Source organism: Rhodococcus sp. B50, assembly GCF_013602415.1.
Classification (GTDB): Bacteria; Actinomycetota; Actinomycetes; order Mycobacteriales; family Mycobacteriaceae; genus Rhodococcus.
Genome location: NZ_WPAG02000002.1, coordinates 2517206 through 2534594 on the forward strand (window position 1 = coordinate 2517206; position 17389 = coordinate 2534594).

18 protein-coding genes are annotated in these 17389 nt (G+C 67.9%); 8 read left to right on the top strand and 10 right to left on the bottom strand.

The genetic code is table 11. The features are described 5' to 3' along the window. Positions 1-42: 42 nt before the first annotated feature. Positions 43-1746 carry a cation:proton antiporter gene (locus GON09_RS11810; protein WP_213931933.1) on the bottom strand — a complete coding sequence of 568 codons (1704 nt, stop codon included), beginning with the start codon at positions 1744-1746 and terminating at the stop codon, positions 43-45. A gap of 196 nt (positions 1747-1942) precedes the next feature. On the opposite strand from GON09_RS11810, the gene GON09_RS11815 reads away from it, so the two are divergent. Beyond that, positions 1943-3400, top strand: coding sequence for a benzaldehyde dehydrogenase (locus GON09_RS11815; RefSeq protein WP_213931934.1), 1458 nt, complete (start codon positions 1943-1945; stop codon positions 3398-3400). A 67-nt stretch (positions 3401-3467) separates the two neighbouring features. On the opposite strand, the gene GON09_RS11820 is transcribed toward GON09_RS11815, so the two are convergent. Genes GON09_RS11820 through GON09_RS11830 form a run of 3 tightly spaced genes read right to left on the bottom strand, consistent with a single transcriptional unit; the run spans position 3468 to position 5491 of the window. After that, complete coding sequence (locus tag GON09_RS11820) at positions 3468-3665, bottom strand: helix-hairpin-helix domain-containing protein (protein ID WP_060651782.1); 198 nt, start codon at positions 3663-3665, stop codon at positions 3468-3470. Positions 3666-3674: 9 nt separating this feature from the next. After that, positions 3675-4649 (bottom strand): NAD(P)/FAD-dependent oxidoreductase, encoded by a 975-nt coding sequence (locus tag GON09_RS11825; RefSeq protein WP_213931935.1) that lies wholly within the window; start codon positions 4647-4649, stop codon positions 3675-3677. Continuing rightward, a complete protein-coding gene (locus GON09_RS11830) occupies positions 4646-5491 on the bottom strand; it encodes a class I SAM-dependent methyltransferase (protein ID WP_213931936.1) in 846 nt (281 codons plus the stop codon). Before GON09_RS11830 ends, GON09_RS11825 begins: the two co-directional genes overlap by 4 nt. 48 nt (positions 5492-5539) lie before the next feature. On the opposite strand from GON09_RS11830, the gene GON09_RS11835 reads away from it, so the two are divergent. Then, positions 5540-6124 carry a helix-turn-helix domain-containing protein gene (locus GON09_RS11835; protein WP_200359644.1) on the top strand — a complete coding sequence of 195 codons (585 nt, stop codon included), beginning with the start codon at positions 5540-5542 and terminating at the stop codon, positions 6122-6124. An 18-nt stretch (positions 6125-6142) separates the two neighbouring features. On the opposite strand, the gene GON09_RS11840 is transcribed toward GON09_RS11835, so the two are convergent. From GON09_RS11840 to map, 4 genes are all read right to left on the bottom strand, one after another. Beyond that, complete coding sequence (locus GON09_RS11840; protein ID WP_200359642.1) at positions 6143-6631, bottom strand: FBP domain-containing protein; 489 nt, start codon at positions 6629-6631, stop codon at positions 6143-6145. 86 nt (positions 6632-6717) lie between these two features. Then, a complete protein-coding gene (gene fmdA / locus GON09_RS11845; protein WP_213931937.1) occupies positions 6718-7971 on the bottom strand; it encodes a formamidase in 1254 nt (417 codons plus the stop codon). Positions 7972-8025: 54 nt separating this feature from the next. Next, positions 8026-8316 carry an FmdB family zinc ribbon protein gene (locus tag GON09_RS11850; protein ID WP_213931938.1) on the bottom strand — a complete coding sequence of 97 codons (291 nt, stop codon included), beginning with the start codon at positions 8314-8316 and terminating at the stop codon, positions 8026-8028. A 121-nt stretch (positions 8317-8437) separates the two neighbouring features. Beyond that, positions 8438-9217 carry a type I methionyl aminopeptidase gene (gene map / locus GON09_RS11855; protein ID WP_213931939.1) on the bottom strand — a complete coding sequence of 260 codons (780 nt, stop codon included), beginning with the start codon at positions 9215-9217 and terminating at the stop codon, positions 8438-8440. Positions 9218-9309: 92 nt separating this feature from the next. Between map and GON09_RS11860 the strand changes: the two genes are divergently transcribed. Together GON09_RS11860 and GON09_RS11865 are read left to right on the top strand one after the other, a co-directional pair. Next, complete coding sequence (locus GON09_RS11860; RefSeq protein WP_213931940.1) at positions 9310-9576, top strand: helix-turn-helix domain-containing protein; 267 nt, start codon at positions 9310-9312, stop codon at positions 9574-9576. 81 nt (positions 9577-9657) lie between these two features. Continuing rightward, a complete protein-coding gene (locus GON09_RS11865) occupies positions 9658-10572 on the top strand; it encodes a hypothetical protein (protein WP_213931941.1) in 915 nt (304 codons plus the stop codon). Positions 10573-10588: 16 nt separating this feature from the next. Here the strand turns inward: GON09_RS11865 and GON09_RS11870 are convergent, their stop codons facing one another. Beyond that, a complete protein-coding gene (locus GON09_RS11870) occupies positions 10589-11860 on the bottom strand; it encodes an MFS transporter (RefSeq protein ID WP_213931942.1) in 1272 nt (423 codons plus the stop codon). 134 nt (positions 11861-11994) lie between these two features. On the opposite strand from GON09_RS11870, the gene GON09_RS11875 reads away from it, so the two are divergent. Together GON09_RS11875 and GON09_RS11880 are read left to right on the top strand one after the other, a co-directional pair. Beyond that, positions 11995-12969 (top strand): pseudouridine synthase, encoded by a 975-nt coding sequence (locus GON09_RS11875; RefSeq protein WP_213934423.1) that lies wholly within the window; start codon positions 11995-11997, stop codon positions 12967-12969. Positions 12970-13042: 73 nt separating this feature from the next. Continuing rightward, positions 13043-13831, top strand: a complete 789-nt coding sequence (locus GON09_RS11880; protein ID WP_213931943.1) for a hypothetical protein — start codon at positions 13043-13045, stop codon at positions 13829-13831. Between the two features lie 15 nt (positions 13832-13846). Here the strand turns inward: GON09_RS11880 and GON09_RS11885 are convergent, their stop codons facing one another. Beyond that, entirely contained in the window at positions 13847-14875 is a 1029-nt protein-coding gene (locus GON09_RS11885) for an ABC transporter permease (protein WP_213931944.1), read from the bottom strand. 130 nt (positions 14876-15005) lie between these two features. Between GON09_RS11885 and GON09_RS11890 the strand changes: the two genes are divergently transcribed. Beyond that, the gene (locus GON09_RS11890; protein ID WP_213931945.1) at positions 15006-15563 is read left to right on the top strand and encodes a TetR/AcrR family transcriptional regulator; all 558 of its coding nucleotides are present in this window, start codon (positions 15006-15008) and stop codon (positions 15561-15563) included. 91 nt (positions 15564-15654) lie between these two features. Then, complete coding sequence (locus GON09_RS11895; RefSeq protein WP_213931946.1) at positions 15655-17280, top strand: helix-turn-helix domain-containing protein; 1626 nt, start codon at positions 15655-15657, stop codon at positions 17278-17280. Positions 17281-17389: the final 109 nt, after the last annotated feature.

Sequence of the window (17389 nt, forward strand, 5' to 3'; positions counted from 1 at the left end):
CGACCGCGCCACGCGGACCCGTCCGCGTGGCGCGGTCGTCCGTCAGGGCTGTTCGCTCAGTGCCTGCAACCGGGTCTCCTCGAGGTCGAGGCGACGCTGGGCCGCACCGAGCGTCTGCGAACTGTAGGTACCGCGCGCCCGGGCTTCGAGCAGGGCCCCGCGTTCGGCCGCGATGGTGAGCAGCCGCAGCCGGATGTACTGCTCGCGCCGTTCGTCGTGGTCCGGATCCGGCGACGACGCGCCGCGTTCGTCCCGCACGCCGATCAGGCTGTCCGCTCGGACCCGCTCCACGGTCTGAGGGTCGACTCCGGACGACGACCCGGTGAGCTCCTTCTCCCCCGCGTCGGCCAGCTCGGCGAGCAGCGTGCCGTATTCGGTCCGGAGGCGCTCCTGGTCGTCGGCCGGGATCTTCACGAGCCGGATCACCGCCGGCAGTGTCAGACCCTGCAGCAGCAGTGTGGTCATGGCGACGACGAAGGCGATGAGGATCAGTTCGGCTCGGAAGGGCGTGTCGCTGGGGAGCGACTGGGCCGCTGCCAGTGTGATGGCCCCGCGCATACCGGACCATGCGAGCACCACCCCGCCACGCCACCCCAGTTTCTCCGTGACGAGGAAGTCCGCGTCGGCGGTGGCACGGTCGAACCGGCGTCCGATGTATGCCCTCCGGAGGGAAGGAACGTCGGCGTCGGCGAAGCGCTGCGCGATCCTCTCGCGGCGCTGTTCGAGCACCGGGAGCGCCTCCGCCGCCTTCCGCTCGTCCCTTTTGAGGACGGCGACGAGCGGGACGACGAAGAGCATGCGCACCGCGATGACGAACGCGCTGGCGACGAGGCCGATGAGCAGCCCCTCCGTGGTCGACAGTCTCGCATCGTCGACCTCGTCGAGGAGATGTTCGAGACTCAGACCCATGAGCAGGAAGATCGCCGATTCGAGCAGGAAGGCGACGGTCCGCCAGTTAATCTCCTCCGTGACGCGGTCCGCGGCGCGCAGGTATTTCGGACCGAGGTGTCCCGTGACGACCCCGGCGACGACCACTGCCAGCACGCCGGACGCACCGAGTTCCTCCGCGGGCACGAAGGCGACGAACGGCAGGATGAACGATGCGGCAGTGTTGAACACCGCGTCCTGGAACAGACCTCGGATGCGGACGTTGACGATCCCGACGACGATGCCGATGACGGTGGCGATCACGACCGAGTAGAAGAAGTCCCCGGCGACCTGCCACAGCGAGACCGCTCCCGCCATCGCGGCGATCGCCGAACGCAACAGGACCAGCGCCGACGCGTCGTTGACGAGCCCTTCACCCTCGAGCACGGTCAGCAGACGTGACGGCAGACCGAGCCGGCGGCCCACCGAGGTGGCCGCGACGGCATCGGTCGGGCTGACGACCGCGCCCAGCGCGAAACACGCGGCCCACCCGAGATCCGGGATGAGCAGGTGGAACAGCGCTCCCGCACCCGCCGTGGTCACGACGACGAGAAGGACCGCGAGTCCGCTGATGGCCTTGAAGTTCCGGCGGAAGTCCTGGGCCGGCATGCTCAGCGCGGCCGAGTACAGCAGAGGCGGAAGAATGACGGCCAGAACGAGTTCCGGCTCGATCTCCACGTCGGGGACGCCCGGGACGAAGCTCAGCACCGCCCCGACCACCACCAGACCGAGCGGCGCCGCTACTCCGAGACGTTGCGAGAACGCCGCGATGCTCACGATGCCGGCGATCCCGACCACTGCCATGAGAACCAGATCCATTCGGATCATTGTGCTCGCTCATGACCTCTCGGCCGTGGAGCGGTGCGCGTGGTGTTCGTCGTAAGTGGACGGATATCGCAGGCTTTCTCGTTGAATGAGAAGAGCCGATCCTGTGAGCCGTCATCGCTCCCACACTCGTGGAACACATCGTGTCCCACGCGCGCGGGACGGCGACGACCACGCTGAGGAGAACCCTATGGCCTTGCTCGACGAAGCCCTGTGGACGGGAAAGATCCATCTCGACGGCTGGCGCCCCGGCAACGGCGGCACCACCAAGGTCACCAACCCCTCGACCGGAGAACAGATCGCCGAGATCGGCCTGGCCGACCCCGATGACGTCTACGCCGCCGCCCGCGCTGCCGCCGCCGCGCAGAAGTCCTGGGCAGCCACCGCGCCGTCCGAGCGTGCGGAGATCCTCCGTCGCGCCGGTGAGAAGTTCCGCGAACACGCCGACGAACTCATCGGCTGGGGTCTCCGCGAGGCCGGGTCCATCCCGGACAAGGCCGCCATGGAGGTGTTCGGTTCCGCCACCGAGTGCTTCGAGGCGTCGGCGCTGCCCACCCATCCGCACGGTGAGTACCTGCCATCGGACAACGGTCACTGGTCCATCGCGCGCCGCCTGCCCGCCGGCGTCGTCTCGGTGATCGCGCCGTTCAACTTCCCGTTGCTGCTCGCGATGCGCTCGGTCGCCCCGGCCCTCGCCCTCGGCAATGCGGTGCTGCTCAAGCCGGATCCGCGGACCACCGTCATCGGCGGTGTCGCCGTGGCCCGGATCTTCGAGGAGGCCGGATTGCCCGCCGGTGTGCTGCAGGTGCTGCCCGGTGGTGGTGACGTCGGCGCCGCGACCGTCGATGCTCCCGAGGTGCGGGTGGTCTCGTTCACCGGATCCACCGCCGCCGGACGCCACGTCGGCAAGGCCGGCGCGGAACATCTCAAGCGCACCCACCTCGAGCTCGGTGGCAACAACGCGATGATCGTGCTCCCCGGCACCGATGTCGATCTCGCTGCCGGTGTCGGAGCGATGGGATCGTTCTTCCACCAGGGCCAGATCTGCATGACCACCGGCCGGCACCTGGTGCACGAGTCCGTCTACGACGACTACGTGCGCGCCCTCGCCGCGAAGGCGGATGCGCTCGTCGTCGGCGATCCTGCAGGCGGCCCGGTGCACCTGGGCCCGATCATCGACGAGCGTCAGCTGGCAAACATCGACACGATCGTGCAGGCCACGGTCGCCGCGGGCGGCACTCTCGCTGCCGGCGGCACGCACGAGGGGCTGTTCTACCGGCCCACCGTCCTGACCGATCTGACCACGGAGATGCCCGCCTGGGGCCAGGAGATCTTCGGGCCCGTCGCTCCGGTGCTGAAGTTCTCCGATCCGGACGAGGCCGTCGAACTGGCCAATGCATCCGAATACGGCCTGTCGGTGAGCATCGTCGGTGACGTGGGACAGGCGATGAAGATCGCCGACCGCATCCACTCGGGCAAGATCCACATCAACGAGATGACCGTCGCCGACGAGGCCAACGCTCCCTTCGGCGGGGTCGGGGCATCCGGTACCGGTTCCCGCTTCGGCGGTCCGGCCGCGAACATCGACGCGTTCACCGAGACCCAGTGGGTCACGGTACGTCCCGACATCGCGCCCTACTCGTTCTGACGCAGATCGCTAATCGGCCCGGGCGAGCGTGTGCTCGCCCGGCCGTTCTCGTATGTCCCCGGCAGGGTTACTCGGCGAAGGTGAGTCCGCGTGCGGCGAGTGCTTCCTCGAGGATGCGGAGCGCTTTCGGCCCCACCCCGTGCAACGCCGCGAGTTCCCGTCTCGAATGCCGCGCGACGTCGTCGAGGGTCCTGATTCCTTCGGCGAGCAGAGCGCGGGTCGCGGGACTTCCGATGGCGGGGAGGTCACCCGGGGGCGTCGTCATGGTGTGATGCTAGATCCGCGCTTCCTGGCAGGCGGCTCGTTCCTCCACCGCCGCGGCCGTCTCCTCCGCGATCAGGTCGGCGTTCACGGCCGCCCCCGTCATCACGCCGGCGCCTGCAGCGACCACGACCACCGCGGAGAGATCGGCGGAGTTGCCCGCCGCCCACACACCGGGCAGAGCGGTCTTCCCCGTCGGGTCGGTCTCGATGAGGGTACCCACGGGATGGTCGGTGACCGTTCCGCCGAGCTGCTCGTACAGGTCGGCGCGGGCGACGAAACGCGGCGCGACCACCACGGCGTCGACCTCGATCTCGGTGCTGTCCTCGAGCACCACGGCACGGACCTCCTCGCCGTCCGCTCGCAGTTCCGCGACCGCGCCGTCGACGATCCGCACGTCGCGCGCCTCGAGCTGGTCGCGGGCCTCGGCCTCCAGGGCGGGCGCCGAGTGGGTGAAGAAGGTGACGTCGTCGCTGAGCTGACGGAACAACAGGGTCTGGTGCACGCTCATCGGCCCCGAGGAGATCACGCCGATGCGCCGGTCCCGAACCTCCCAGCCGTGGCAGTACGGGCAGTGCAGGACACTCTTGCCCCACAGTTCGCGGACTCCGGGCAGGTCGGGCAGCTCGTCGACCAGTCCCGTCGCGAGGATCAGTCGACGTGCCTGCACGCTGGTGCCGCCGGAGAGACCGATCTCGAATCCCGTGCCGCTGCGACGAGCGGATTCTGCTCGTGCGGACAGGATCTCGGCGCCGTATCCGACGGCCTCCTTCCGCCCGAGAGCCAGGAGTTCGGTCGGCGCGATGCCTTCGTGCCCGATCACGTTGTGCGCGGCCGCGGCAGGGGCGTTGCGCGGTTCACCGGCGTCGACGACGAGCACCGAGCGGCGCGAGCGTGCCAGCGCGGTTGCGGCACTCAGTCCGGCCGAGCCGCCGCCGATCACGACGACGTCGTAACCGTCCTGTGTGGGGTTCTCCTGGGTGTTCATCGGTTCTCCTCCTTGATTGCCCGTGCGATCCACACGGTTCGGGATCCACGCACCACCAGATCTGCCCGGTGCAGCACCGAATCGGGGCCGTCGCCGACGAGCCGATCGAGCGTGTCGAGATCCTCGTCGGACACGGCGTTGTCGAGGCCGGTGCGCATCCGGCTCAGCACCGCGTGGGCGTATCGGCGTGCGGTGTCGTCGACGTCGGCACCGAGTTCGTCGCGGCGCATCTCGACCATCTCGAATCCGGCGCGACGCAGGTTGTCGCTCCAGTCGGGCCATCTGTTCCACCCTCGGGACGCCGCGGCCTCGTGACATCTCGCTTCGAGTCCCGGCGTACCGATACCGATGTCGTCGGGCAGGAATCGTGGTTGCGACTCCATCTCGGTAACGACCACCGTCCCCCCGGGTGCCATCGCCTCGGCGAGTTGCCGGAGCGTCGCATCCGGGTCCTCGATGTGGTGCAGGGACAGGGCCGCCCAGGCGAGGTCGATCGCACCGACGGTCGGCAGTCCTGCATCGAGGTCCGCCTCGACGGTCCGGATCCGATCACCGAACCCGTTGTGCTCGGCGGTCTTCCGGAGTCGATCGAGCATCCCGGCGGAACGGTCGAGGGCGACGAGCTGCGCGTGGGGGAACCGGCGCGCCAGGGCGAGGGTGCCCGTTCCTGTGCCGGCGCCGATGTCGACGACGCTGCGCGGTTCGCGCTCGAGCTGTCCGGCGACCCGGTCGAGCAACGACTCGAAATAGGGCCGGTTCATCGCGGCGTCGAGGTCGAGCACCTCGGCCATCGACTCGTCGTGCGCGTGGTCGTGCGGTGCGTGGTGGGCGTGGTGGTGCATGACTTCACGTTAGGTCGCGTCATCCAGTTTCGGCATACACTCTTGCCTATGGAGCAAGAATCGTCCGATCTGGACCAACTCATCCGCCAGCGCATCCGCAGCCTGCGGCTCGCGCGGGGGTGGACCCTCGACGCTCTCGCAGCCCGGTGCCACATCAGCCCGTCGAACCTGAGCCGCATCGAGACGGGCCGGCGCAGGATCGCACTCGACCAGCTCGTCCCCATCGCGCGAGCACTCGACACCACGATCGACCAGCTCGTCGAATCCGGCGAGGACCAGGACGTGGTGATCAGACCCCAGCCGTGCGACACCCCGGGGTACACGACCTGGCTGTTGTCGCGGGAACGATCACTGGGCGGCGTCACCATCGCCAAGATGCGGATCACGAAGCAGGAGCCGGTGCCGGCCGACACGCTCCCCGTGCACCCGGGGCACGAATGGTTCACCGTCCTGACCGGCACCGCCCGGCTCCAGCTCGGCGAACGGACGATCCTCATCCAGGAGGGCAACGCCGCCGAGTTCTCGACGATGACGCCACACGCCATCAGCGCGCACGACGGACCGGTGGAGATCCTCACGATCCTCGATCAGAACGGGGAGCGTGCGCACCTGCGCAACCCCGCATCGCACTGAAAGGGCCGGGTTCACCCGTCAGGCGTACAGGCGATCGACGAACGCCCCGAGATTCTCGCGGACGCGCTCGGCCTTCTCCTCCGGCTCGAGATCCTCGCGGTACCGGCTGCCCAGTGCGGGCTTCTTCTTGCCGCGCGCGTACAGCGAACACTGCAGGTCGATGCACATGTACGTTCCGACCGCGTTGCCCGCTCGTCCCGAATCTCCGACCTTGTTCGCCGTCATCAAAGCGATGCCACCCCTGGTGTGGGTGGTGAGGCAGATCGTGCACATCTGCGTCTTGCCCGAGCCCTGCTGCTCGAACCGCATGGCGACACCGACAAGTTCGCCGTCGCGAGGGACGACGATGTAGCCGCGACCGGGGAACGACGGATCGGTCCAGCCGAGGAAGTCGAGTTCGTCCCACGGCCGGGCGTCGAGATCACGCGGCACCGGAAGCCGCTTCGCATCACCCTTGGAGCAGTTGACGAAGGATGTTCGAATGTCCCGTTCGGTAAGCGGGTCCATGGCCGGGACCACCTTTCGTTCGCGTATGTACCGACCCGAGGACGGTACGCGCACCGCTCACTCCGGACAAACGATTTTCGCGGCCCTCACGCCGACGAACGCGGCGCTCCGATACCCGGATCGATCGTCACCGGACCGGACGCGGTGGGCGCGACCGGGAAGTCGAAGATCGCCGTCGGAAGATATACCGTGGCACACGAATTCGGGATGTCCACGACACCCGACAAGCGTCCCTCGATGGGTGCAGCCCCGAGCAGGAGATACGCCTGCTCGGGGCTGTAGCCGAATTTCGTCAGATAGTCGATGGCGTGCAGACACGCCCGCTGGTACGCCAATTGCGAATCCAGATACCGCTGTTCGCCGTCGAGCGTCACGGACGTGCCGGAGAACGCGAGCCACTCGGAGTACTGCGGGTCGGTGTTGCCCGGCATGAAGATGGCGTTCTCGCTCACCCCGTAGGTCTCCATGCCACCGGGGATCAGGTCGACGCGCAGGTCGATGAACCCGCCCATCTCGATGGCACCGCAGAAGGTGATCTCGCCGTCACCCTGCGAGAAGTGCAGGTCGCCGACCGACAGATTCGCGCCGTCGACGAAGACCGGATAGAAGATCCGGCTTCCCTTCGTGAGGTTCTTGATGTCCTGGTTGCCGCCGTTCTCCCGGGGCGGCGCGGTGCGCGCCGCTTCGGCCGCGACCCGGTCGAAATCGGCGCCCGACAGGCTGCCGAGAATCGCGCCGTTCGGCTCGGGCGGCAGCGCCAGCGCCGGTTCACGGTCGGGATCCGTCGCGATCAGCGCGGCTTCCCGTGTGTTCCACGTCGACAGCAGTTCGTGCGACGGCGCCGTCCCCATCAGGCCGGGATGCACGATGCCGGTGAACGACACATGGGGCACATGGCGGCTCGTCGCCTTCTGCCCGGAGAAGTCCCAGACCGCCTTGTAGGCGTCGGGGAACTGGTCGGTGAGGAATCCCCCGCCGTTCGTCTTCGCGAAGATGCCGGTGTAGCCCCAGCCCTGCCCGGCGAGCGGACCCGAATCCTCCTGCGGGATCGGGCCGAGGTCGAGGATGTCGACGATCAGCAGGTCGCCGGGCTTTGCCCCTTCCACCGCGAACGGTCCCGACAACGCGTGCACGATGTGCAGCGGAGCGTTGCGGATGTCGTCGGCGGAATCGTCGTTGTGGATCTCGCCATCGAACCATTCGCGGCAGTGCACGCGGAAGGAATCCCCCGGTTTCAGCGTCGCGACGGGTGGGATGTCCGGGTGCCAACGGTTGTGGCCGATCTTCTCCTGATCGGTGAACCGGCGGGTCGAATCGAGGGGGAACACGACGTCGGGCACGGGACCTCCTGCAGCGGTGACGGATCAGGGCTGTGACGATCTGGGACGGTGCGATCAGGGGCGGGGTAACGATCGGTGTCGGGGATCGGTGGTGACCGGCCGCGCCGGGCGTCTCGGCGCACCCGGGAGGGCACCCGAGACGACGTCGGGTTCGGAGGCGGTCCGCGCCGCGGCGTCGTGCAGGCGCATCGCCGCCGAACCGCCCCGGCCGAGACGGGGCGCGGTGAGCGAACGACGAGCCTGCCGAGCACACTGCGGGCACGGCGTCGACGAGGAGACCTCGCTCATCGGAAGGGAGACGTCGAACGGCCCGCAGTCGGCGCATCGGAACTCGTACAGCGGCATCGGCATCGCCTTTCGCCCGTCGGTGCACCGACCATAACGGACCGAACGGAAACCCGCGCGTCTACTCCGAATGTTCCTGTTGTCCGGAACTGTTCGGTGACACCTCTGTTCGGTGACATCTCTATCCGGTGACCCGCTCTCGCTTCGTCAGCACCAGCGGTTCACCCTCGGTGATCGCGATCGTGTGTTCGCTGTGCGCGGTGTGCGAACCGTCGGCGGAGCGGATGGTCCAGCCGTCGGGGTCGTAGACGATCTTGTCCGTTCCCGCCGCGAACCACGGTTCGAGGGCGAGCGTCAGGCCGGGACGGAGCACGAGCCCGCGGCCCTTGCGCCCGGCGTTCGCCACGTGCGGATCCTCGTGCATGGTGCGACCGAGTCCGTGGCCACCGAACTCGGTGTTGACGGGATAGCCGTACTCGGCTGCGACGGCGCCGATCGCCGCAGAGATGTCGCCCAGGCGGTTGCCGGGGAGCGCAGCGGCGATGCCTGCGGCCAGTGCCACCTCGGTCGCCTCGACGAGACGCCGGTCCTCGGGACGCTCCGCGCCGACGATGATGCTGCGCGCCGAATCGGCGACCCAGCCGCCGATCGAGACGGCGATGTCCATGCTGAGCAGATCGCCGTCCCGGAGCACGTAGTCGTGCGGGAGTCCGTGCAGCACTGCGTCGTTGACGGAGAGGCAGATGACGTTGCGGAACGGTCCGCTTCCGAACGACGGCGCGTAATCCCAGTAGCACGAGACCGCGCCGCGTTCCTCGATCATGTCCCGTGCGCGCTGTTCGAGGTCGAGCAGGTTCACGCCGGGACGGGCGCGGCCCGTCAAGTCGTCGAGCAACTCGGCGATGAACGTACCGGTCACATCCATTGCCGCGATCTCACCGGGGGTCTTCAGTTCCAACACGGGTGTACTCCTCAGGATCACAAGACGGTATTTAAATACCACCCTAACGCGACGATCGGTATTTTCATACCGACGCGGTTAGACTGCAGGTCATGGTGCGACTCCCCCTGACCCCGGAACAGCTGGCCGCCGGCAAACGCCTGGGTGGACGGCTGCGCGAAGCCCGAGGCAGCAGGACGCTCACCGAGGTGGCCCGGGCCGCCGACATCTCACCGGAGACCCTTCGGAAGATCGAGACCGGACGACTGGCGACGCCGGCCTTCGCGACGATCGCCTCCCTCGCACGGGTGCTGCCCGTCTCCCTCGACGATCTCGCCGAACTGACCCTTTCCTGCACCGACCTGCAGCGCACCGGCTAGTCCCGCCCCGCGTGACGTAACAGCGGGAGACATCGGCAGCGATATCAGGAGGCACACCACCGCGACAGCGAAGGGACCCCGATGTCGATGCAGCCTCCGCCGGACGGATACGGCTACGGCTACGGCGCTCCCCCGCCACCCTGGCCCACCCCGACCCCGCCGCGACGACCGAAGTGGCCGTGGCTCGTGGGCGGTGCCCTGCTCGTCGCCGTCGTCGCCGCGGTCGCCGCTCTGGTCGTCGTCCTGACCCGCTCGTCCGATCCGGGGTCGGAGAGCGGCGTCGCCGCGAGTCCGTCCCCGTCCACCGTGACGGTCACCGCGTCGCCGTCCGCGGCCCTGCCGACGGAGACGGATCCGCCCGCACCGCGAGCACAGGCGAGCCGGTCCGCCGCCCCGAGCGGCTTCCCTACCAACGGCACCCTGAAGGTCGGGGTGGACATCGCTCCCGGCGAATACGCGCTACGCCCGACGGATTCACTCGGAGGCTACTGGGAGCGGCTGTCGTGCCTGACCGGCGACTTCGAGTGCATCACGGCCAACAGCATCGTGCAGGGCAACAGCTACGTCACCGTGCTTCCGGGCGACGTGGCCCTGCGGATCGAGGACCTCGAACTCACGGCGACCGGCAATCCCGCACCCGCGACCGGACCCGCACGTCCGCTACCGCCCGTGTCTGCCTCCGAGGACACCGACCCCCAGGGTTTCGTCGGCATCCCCGAGGCACGGTGCAACCACACGAATCCCGCTGTCGCCATCGGGCAGACGGCCGACTCGCTCGTCGTGGTGTGCGAGACCGGGGCCGGGCGGTACTACTACAAGGGCGTCCGCACGAACGACGGGGCAGCGATCGAGATCGACGATCCCGTGCCTTCAGGAGACGGTTTCACTGCCACGAACGCCGGTGTGCAGTACAGCATCTCGTCGAGTGCTCTCATCATCTCCGAGGGGTCGACGGTGCTCGCTGAGGAGCCGATGCTGCAGTACTGGTCGCGGTGATCAGCAGTACCGGTGATCACCGGGGACGCGAGACCGCCTGCCCCGCGCCGCTCCGCCACACACCGTGCACCCCGCTCGGTCCGATGCCCCGATCGAGGGCGAGCAGCAGGACGGCGCATCCGATTCCCGACAGCACCAGGCTCGTGCCGAACAGCGCGGGATAGCCGAACACGTCTCCGACCACACCGGCGGTGAACCCCGCGATGCCCTGCACGACGACGATCGCGCACGCGAGCAGGGTGTAGTCGCTGCCGGCGTGGTCCCTGTCCGCGGCGTCCATCATGAGCGTGAACACCGCAACCGTCGCGGCACCGCCGAGGACGTGTTCGGCCAAGCTCGCGGAGACGATGAGCCCGAACCCGCCGTAGCCGAGCGACGCGACGACGTACAGCGCGAGACTCGCCGTCTGGGTCACGCCACCGATCAGCAGGGCCTGCCGGCGACCGCGACGGAAGCACAGCCACCCACCGAGTGCGGCGCCGCCGAGGGCGCCTGCCGAGGACAGCACTCCCTTGACCAGCGCGATCTGCCCGAGGGTGAGTCCGGAGTCGGACATGAACGGCCCGACCATCGCCGAACCCATCGAGTCGCCGAACTTGAAGCCGCCGATGAGCAGGATGAACGCGAGCATGCCGGGGCGGCGCAGACGCGCCCACCACGCGACCGTCATGCGGGTCGCGCTTCTCGGTTCCCGATCCGGCGTGGCCCGTCGCTCCGTGCGCGGCAGCCGCCACACCGGGATCGTCGTCAGCAACAGCAGGAACGCCATCGCGAGGAACAGGCTGCGCCAACCGGCGAGGGAGAACACCCACAGCAGCGCTCCCCCGCCGACGATCATCCCGATGCGGTACGCGCCGACCTGGATGCCGTTCCCCAGCCCGCGTTGTTTCGGTCCGAGCAGTTGCACGGCCAGACCGTCGGTCGCGACGTCCTGCGTGGCCGAGAGGGCGTTGACGACCGCGATGCCGACGAGCAGCCACCGCAGCGTCGACGACAGGTCGAGGCACGCCAGGATCAACGACACCGCCGACGCCGCGAGTTGGAGCGAGAGCAGCCACTGCCGTCGGGTCCCGTAGTGGTCGACGTACGGCGCCCACAGGAACTTCAGCGCCCACGGGGCGAACAGCACGCCGGTCGCGCTGATCGCGATCAGCGAGAAGCCGGACTCACGGAGCACCACCGGAAGCGCCTGGGTGAAGAACCCGTACGGCAGGCCCTGCGCGAAGTACAGGGCAGCCAGCAGTGCGAGCGTGCCGGTCGGGATGCCGAGCCGGGCCGGTGCAGTCATGCGGACATGGTGGCAGAACGGTGCGGGACGTCCCCGGCGAGCATGCGCGGAGCGCAGTGCCCGGATCTCGACAAGCTCTGATCGCATCGTCGCCGATGACCCGAGGCGCAGCTCACGTCGCGGTCGATGGGAGGATGGTGCCCGTGCCGATGCCCTCGCCGTTGCCCGTCAGGAGCGGGGTCGGACCCACGCGACTGCGTGTTCCGACCTCCGGCCCGTGGGCGACCGTCGCCGAGTACGTCGTCGCGAGATTCGATCACCTGGACGCCGACGATCTCTACCGGCGGTTCGACGCCGGCGAGATCGTGGGCATCGACGGAGAGCCCATCGGTCGCGGCACCGAGCTCGGCACACACCGATTCGTCTGGTACTACCGCGATCTGCCCGTCGAGGAACCGGTGCCGTTCCACGAGGAGATCCTGCATATCGACGACGACCTCGTCGTCGTCGACAAACCGCACTTCCTGCCGACCACGCCGGGTGGGCGGTACCTGCGTGAGTCGGCCCTCGTCCGGCTACGCACCCGCCTCGAGAACCCGGACCTGACTCCGATCCACCGCCTCGACCGGGCGACCGCCGGACTGGTGATGTTCTCGGCCCGGCCCGCGACCCGCGGTGCCTACCAGTCACTGTTCGAGAAGCGCCGGGTCACCAAGGTGTACGAGGCGGTGTCGGCTCTTCCGGCCGAGTGGGATCCGACAGCGCGGCAGATCGCGGGACGTCCGGCACCCGTGCTGTACCGCAATCACATCGAGTCGCGTCGCGGCGAGTTGCGCGTCGTCGTCGACGACACCCGTGAACCCAACTCCGAGACGCTGATCGAGGTGCTCGGGGCCGGTGTGAGCAGGTCGGGACGAGCCGTCCTGCATACTCTTCTCCGCCCGCACACCGGTCGGATGCATCAGTTGCGAGTGCACCTCGCGGCGCTCGGGATCGGAATCCTCGGCGATCACTGGTATCCCGTCCTGTTGCCCGAGACACCGGACGACCATTCGCTCCCGCTCCAACTTCTCGCGCGGGAACTGGAATTCGTCGACCCTCTGTCCGGAACCGAACGTCGGTTCGTCACGCAGCGCATCCTGGACGAAGCACCGCTCCCGGAAGGCTGAGGGTCCGAGCGGATTCCTGCTCGATCCTCCGAAAACTCCGACGTGTCCGGCTCCACGAAATACGCTGGTAGGCATGACCAAGATCGTCGACGGTTACCTCCGGTCACCGCTGTCGGGTATCGCACCGTGGATTCTCATGTCCGTCCTGTCGGCTCCGGGACGGTTCGAGGAAGCGGTGTGTTTCGCTCTCGGTCTGGTCCTGTTGACGATGTGGGTGGGCACGCGGCGCGGCATCAAGATCCACGCCCTCGATGTCTTCGGTGCCGCATTCTTCGTCGTGCTGGCCGCGGTGGGCCTGATCGCCTCGGACGGTGTCATCGACTGGATGGAGATCTGGGCCGGCGAACTCACCAACATCGCGCTCGCGGTGTTCGTGATCGCCACCCTGATCGCGCGTAGGCCGTTTACCCTCCCCTACGCGAAAGAGGAGACTCCCCAAGAATATTGGTCGTCCCCGCTGTTCACGAAGATCAACTACGTGATCTCCGCGGTCTGGGCCGGAGCATTCACCTTCTCCGCCGTCGTCGGGCTCATCGGCGACGCCGTGATGCGCGACCCGGGCAACTTCTGGACCGGTTGGGTGCTCCAACTCGCAGCGATCTTCTTCGCGGTGGCCTTCACCGAGTTCTATCCGGACTACGCGGGCGCGAAGGACGCGGCATCGCACGGGGCGGCCGAACCCGCGCCGTCGCTTCTGGAGCTGATCGACTGGTTGCCGACGTTCGTGCTGGTCGCGGGGATCTTCGGTTGGGTCACCGATTCGATTCCCGACGCCGTCGGGATCGGCATGATCGTCGTCGGCATCGTCGGGAGTGTGGTGCTCGGCAGACTGTCACCGAAGACCGAGAAGGCCTCCACGTGACGCCTGGACCGGCATCTACCCGGACGGACGCTCTGGCATCTCTTCGCCCGCGGCACCTCGCGTACCGACCGCATAGAGCAGGAGTCCCACGACGATCCATGCGACGAGGGTCCAGAATGCGACGAATCCGCCGGCACCGTCGAAGTATGCGGCCGAGCGCACGAGGGTTCCGGCCGCGCCCGGGGGAAGGATCTGACCGAACGTACCGAGTCCGGACGGCAGCCACGCCGACGTCGTCGAGATACCGGCCAGTGGATTTCCGAGGAACATCATGGCCATCGCACCGAGGGTGAACCCTTTGGCACCGAAGGCTTTCTGCAGCCCGGCCAGCGGAAGAGCAAGCGCAGCGATGCCGAGGGCCATGGACCCCACGACCGGCCAGAAGGCGGATTCGATACTTCCGAAGGCGAAGGTGAGCACGGACGAAACCACGATTCCCCCGGCTGCGGCGAAGACGAGCAGACCGGTCAGGTACCAGCCGACGCTGTGCGGCAGGATCTTCCGGAATGCGACGACCGGGACGATGCCACCGAAGACGAGCGGGAACGCGAGGCCGCCGATGCCGACACCCGTGGGGTCGGAGTCCGGCAGCGGGACGACGTCTTCGACGGTCACCTCGACCCCGAGCGCGCCGCCGACCGCCTGAGCCGTCCCGGCGAGCGAACCGGAGATGGCCGTCGACCCCGCACCGGCGACCAGTGTGCGAACGCCCGACTCGTCGACCACGAACCCTCCGATGACGTCACGGTCGCGGATGGCATCGCGTAGTTCCTGCTCGGAGGAGAAACGCTGCGAGGTGTAGGCGTCGGGGGCAGCCGCCGCGAGTGACGTCTCGAATTGGTCTGCTGCCGAGGATGTTCCTACGACACCGACCTGCAGGTCGTGCGGTCCACTCTTCAGCGACGGCATGATGAAGACCACCAGCATCAACACCAGGATCACTCCGAGCCCGCACGTCATTCCCACCAGCGTCAGGGCGGGATGATGCTTGCGCGCGGTGGAGTCACCCGCGCCGGGAACTGTCGTCGTAGCAGCGTCTGCCATCGCGTCTTCCTTGTCCGAACCGTTCTTAAGTGGATGATTTTCCTCCACTTATAACGGAGAATAATCCTCCGATTAGGATGGGGATGTCAAGCGAAGTTCCTCACAGCCCAGCCCGGAAGGAAGGCAACCGATGCGCGCCGATGCAGCAAAGCGCCGTCAGCTGATCGTCCAGGAGGCCCGTCGGCTGTTCGCAGCCCACGGGAGCGACGTCGCACTCGAAGCGGTCGCGGAGGCCGCCGGTGTCGGCATCGCTACCCTCTACCGGAACTTCGAATCCCGGGCCGCGCTGGCGGACGAGGTCGCGCTGGCGATCCTCGGCGACATGCACGCAGCGGGCACCGAAGGCCTGGAGCGGGTCGGCTCGTCACCCGAGGATGCGTGGGTGGGCTACGTGCAACGGCTGGTCGAACTCGACCTGGGCGCTCTCTCGGCGACGCTCGCCGAGTTCGTGACGGACGAGATCTCCGGAGCGGTGCGCGACGCTCAGGCCCGGACGCTCGCCGGGGTCGAGGAACTGCTCGACGCGGTGCGGGCCGCCGGCATCGTGCGTCCCGACCTCGACGCATTGGAACTGGTCCTGGCAATCGGTCTGATCACCCGCCCCCTTCCCGACGCCATCCGCGAAGTGACGCCGAATGTCGTGCCGCGATTGATATCGATCGTCCTGGCGGGCATGCGACCGTCGTGATCCGGCCGTCCGCCCCGGCAGTCGTGCAGAGGTCCGCGGGCGTAGGATCACAATCAGCCAGTGTCTGCGGCGCTCGATCGCGGGAGCGAAGATGGGCAGGTCGACGGTCCTGAACCACGCGCGGGCAGCGTTTTGCGCTCGCGACTGGCCGCGCGCCTTCGACGGATTCCGTAACGCCGACACACTCGCCGGCCTGCCCGCGGACGACCTCGATCTGTTCGCCCGGACCGCATACCTCACGGGCCACGACGACGACAGCGTCGCGCTGTACGAACGCGCTTTCACCGCGCATCTCGAAGCCGGTGAAACCGAGAGCGCGGGCCGCAGCGCGTTCTGGCTGTGTTTCCTCCTGATGGGACGCGGTGAAGTAGCGCGGGCAGGCGGTTGGTTGGAGCGGGCCCGACAGTCGGGCATTCCGGAGCGACCGGACTGCGCCATCAGCGGCTTCCTCATGCTTCCGGCGGCCGTACAGAACATGCACGCGAACCGGCCCGCCGAGGCGCTTCCGGTGTTCACCGTAGCCCAGCAGATCGGGCGGACGTGCCGCGACGCCGACCTCCTCGCGCTGAGTTCACTGGGTATCGGGCAGTGCCGCGTCCTGCTCGGCGACGTCGCCGGTGGGCTGCGCACACTCGACGAGGTCCTCGTCGCTGTCGGTCTGGGCGAGGTCTCGCCGGTCGTCTCCGGGCTGGTCTATTGCGCGGTCATCGAAACCTGCTACAGCACATACCATTTTCAACGGGCGAGGGAGTGGACCCATGCGCTCGGCCGGTGGTGCGACGACCAGTCCGGCCTCGTGCCGTTCCGGGGGCAGTGCCTCGTTCATCGCGCACAGATGATGCAACTCGACGGCGAGTGGTCCCAGGCCATGGATGTTGCCCTCCTTGCACTACAAAGACTTTCGGATCCTCCGGGACAGCCCGCGATGGGCATGGCCTTGTACGAGCAGGGCGAACTGCACCGTTTGCGCGGCGAGTTCACCGAGGCGGACGCCGCCTACCGATCCGCGGGCATGTACGGACAGGAAGTGCAACCAGGTCTGGCTCTACTGCGCCTGCGACAAGGCGACACCACCGCAGCGGTCGCCGGGATCCTGCGAGGTCTCGGCGAATCGTCGAATCTCGACCGACCGCGGATGCTGGCCGCCCACACGGAGATAGCGCTCGCCACAGGGGACGTCGCCGCCGCGCGCCGCAGCGCCGATGAGCTCGATGCGCTGACCCGAACACAGGACGCCCCGGCACTGGCAGCGATCGCCGACCACGCACAGGGCGCGGTTCTGCTCGCCGAAGGTGACCCCAACGGCGCCCTCGACCGGCTGCGACGATCCGGCAGACGCTGGCGCGAACTCGGCGCACCCTACGAACGCGCCCGGGTACGCGTACTGCAGGGCCGATGTTGTGCCGCCCTCGGCGACGACGATGCTGCCCGGCTCGAATTCGACTCGGCAGCATCGGTCTTCCATGATCTGCATGCGCTGCCGGATCTGCGTGAGCTCCGCGTTCCCACCGTCGCGAACGCACCGAACGGACTGACTCCCCGCGAGGTCCAGGTATTGCGGGCCGTTGCCACCGGCAAGACCAATCGAGCCATCGCCGACGAGTTCGTCCTCAGCGAGAAGACGGTGGCCCGGCATGTGAGCAATATATTCGTCAAGCTCGACGTGTCGTCACGATCGGCGGCGACGGCCTACGCGTACGAGCATCGCTTGCTCTGAATGGGTAGAACTACCCATACGCCGTCACCCCGGTTGCATATCTCGCCCGACGCGACCGATGAGCAGCGACGCCTAACGTCGTCGGTACAGTTCCTCTCCTCAGGGAGTC